Below are 2,593 nucleotides of genomic sequence, written 5' to 3'. Positions count from 1 at the left end.
CTGTTCGGCTTGGTCTGGCTCAGGCGCCGGCGTGGTTTGGGTGCAAAATAAGCGTTAATGCAAAGCCATCGAAGCTCTAAACGCGCATGGCTATCGCGCGGCACTACGCTCGCGAATCAGCGCCATCAGCCGTCTGTCACGCCATTGCACGCGCGCGTCCCATTGATCAAGCGGCAACGCGGCGCGCCGTTCACTCGCAACCTGCGCCACGAGATCTGTCGTCCAGGGGTCATGCTGCCCACGCGATGCGCCCATCCGTTCATAGGCCGGACCCATTTTCTGCGCGTGTGAGGCAATGCCGCCCCGCGTGTTGAGATCAACCGTTTCGAACGGTCCCGTTATCGACCAGCGCAGACCGACGCCATCGCGCATCACACGATCGATATCGCCAGTCGACGCAATCCCGTCACGCACGAGGCAATACGCTTCCCGCAACACAGCGCCCTGTAGCCGGTTGAAGATGAAACCCTCGATCTCGCCGGAGACACGCACCGCATGCAGGCCGGCGGTTTCATAAAGCGCGAGCGCGCGACGCGTGGTGTCGTCGGACGTAAAGGGCGCGGGCACGATCTCTATCACGGGAATCAGATACGGCGGGTTGCCCGGATGTGCAACGAGACACCGTTCGCGTCCGGGCAGCACATCGGCGAATGACGAAGCGACCAGGGCCGACGATGAACTCGCCAGCACCGCATCGGCGGGGGCAAGCGCATCGAGTTGCGCAAACAGGTCGCGCTTGAGGTCGATGCGCTCGGGCGCGCATTCCTGCACCAACGCGGCGTCACGCACTGCATCTGCAAGCTCATCGACCACGGTAATGCGCGCGAGGAGCGTTGCGGGCGCGTGATCGAGCAGACCAAACTCCTCGAGATCCGCAAGCCGTGCGTGCACTTCAGGCTTCACCGCGCGGCGGCGGGCATCGTCCGGATCGTAGAGCTTGACAGTAAAACCCGACCGCGCAAACACAATGCAAAACGCCACACCGATACTACCGCCGCCCACTATCGCGACCGTCTCCATCCATCCTCCGTTTCTGCGTTGATCCCGTTGAACCTGCCACGCCTAATTCATCACGCGCATGACCATGCTGCGGTTGGCGCCGGTGCGAATCCGAAGCGGCCCGGCAAGTGCACGGTCGGTATCGGCATTGCCGGTATCGACGAACAGCCTGCCATCTACCAGCGACAGCAACTTGGTCACGCTCGCCACCGCCTCGATGCGATTGCGCGGCACGCGGGCCAGCACGCGTGCGCTGATCGGCTGATTGCCGCGGCCAAACAAACACCCCTGCCGTCCGATGACACCCACCACGATCGCCGCCGACGTCCACTTATCTAGAAGATCGAGCAGCGTCGCCTCGGAAGCGTCGGCTGCGATCACGCGGCCATTCGCAATGGCATCGACGCCGAGCATCGTGCCCTTCACGCCCGCGTGTTCGCAGAGCGTTGCCATCGTCGTTCCCGGTCCCACGATATACAGCGTGTCACGCTCGAATTGCGCCGCCAGTTGGCGGCATGCTGCGTCCGTATCGGCGCGGTCGTTGGCCGGCATCTGCGCCTTGCTGCCCTGCATGCGAGCACGATCGACGGGCGCCAGCACATAACCATGCAGGCGCGATGAACTCCGGTCGGCGCGCAGCATGGCTTCGTCGATATCGAGTAGTTCCACGGCCTGCACCTCGAACGGCCCTCGCGCGCAACGCGCCGCCAGTTCGCCGGCACGCGACGCGTTCATCGCGAACACGCCGGAATACATCTTCACGCCGCAGGGCACGCCAATCAGCGGCACCTCCATGCCGACGGCCGCGGCGACATCGCGCGCCGTGCCATCGCCACCGGCAAACAGGATCAGCTTCGCGCCTGCATCGATAAACGCCCGGCACGCCGCCTGCGTATCCGCCGATGAAGTCACCTCACTGTCCGGCCACGCGACGATGCGCGCCTGCAGGCCAGCCTCGCGGCAGGCGTCCTCGCCCATTGCTCCGGCTGCGGTCACGACGTCTACACGGCCAAGGTTCAGCAACGCCGGCAGCGCGCGCCTTGCGGCATCGAATGACGCATTCAGTTCACGCGCCACGGCAACCGTCCCGGCACCGTCGCTGCCTTTCAAGCCGACCGGGCCGCCGACGCCGGCAAGCGGATTAATGACCACCCCGATGCACAGTGACACGAGCGTTTTTGGCCTTGCGGCATCAAATTGATCTGGCTATATTGTGCGCCATACAAACAAATGTGCGCAATAAAAAATTCGTGCGCGCATCACCGGAGCAATGCGAATGCGACCACAGCCGCATCCCTTCATGGCCAATTCCGTGAGCGCGATCCAGCAAGAGATGCTGGACGCGATCGGCGCCGCCAGCGTCGCGGAATTGTTCGAACAGATTCCCGCCGATCACCTGACTCAAAGAGCCATCGCGCTGCCGCCAGCGTTGAGTTCGGAAGCTGCGCTGCGCCGCCATCTGATCGATACGCTGAGCCAGAACGATCACTGCGAAAGCCATTTGAGCTTCCTGGGCGGCGGCTGCTGGCGTCATCACGTTCCCGCCATCTGCGATGAAATCGCGCGCCGCAGCGAATTCCTGACATCGGTCTGG

Annotated in this window: 2 protein-coding genes and 1 pseudogene; 1 reads left to right on the top strand and 2 read right to left on the bottom strand. The window is 63.5% G+C overall.

What is annotated here, in order from left to right; all coding sequences use genetic code 11:
• Positions 1-90 precede the first annotated feature (90 nt).
• Both ACFFAR_RS30530 and ACFFAR_RS30525 read right to left on the bottom strand, forming a co-directional pair.
• A complete protein-coding gene (locus ACFFAR_RS30530; RefSeq protein ID WP_174364791.1) occupies positions 91-1,020 on the bottom strand; it encodes a 3-hydroxyacyl-CoA dehydrogenase in 930 nt (309 codons plus the stop codon).
• A 42-nt stretch (positions 1,021-1,062) separates the two neighbouring features.
• Entirely contained in the window at positions 1,063-2,169 is a 1,107-nt protein-coding gene (locus ACFFAR_RS30525; RefSeq protein ID WP_375509151.1) for an ATP-NAD kinase family protein, read from the bottom strand.
• A gap of 130 nt (positions 2,170-2,299) precedes the next feature.
• On the opposite strand from ACFFAR_RS30525, the pseudogene ACFFAR_RS30520 reads away from it, so the two are divergent.
• Positions 2,300-2,593, top strand: a pseudogene (locus ACFFAR_RS30520) (aminomethyl-transferring glycine dehydrogenase); the annotation flags it as partial.

Source organism: uncultured Caballeronia sp. (genome assembly GCF_964243625.1).
Taxonomy (GTDB): Bacteria; Pseudomonadota; Gammaproteobacteria; order Burkholderiales; family Burkholderiaceae; genus Caballeronia.
Note: the sequence above shows the minus strand (reverse complement) of the source record. Positions and strands in the feature narration are given on the sequence as shown.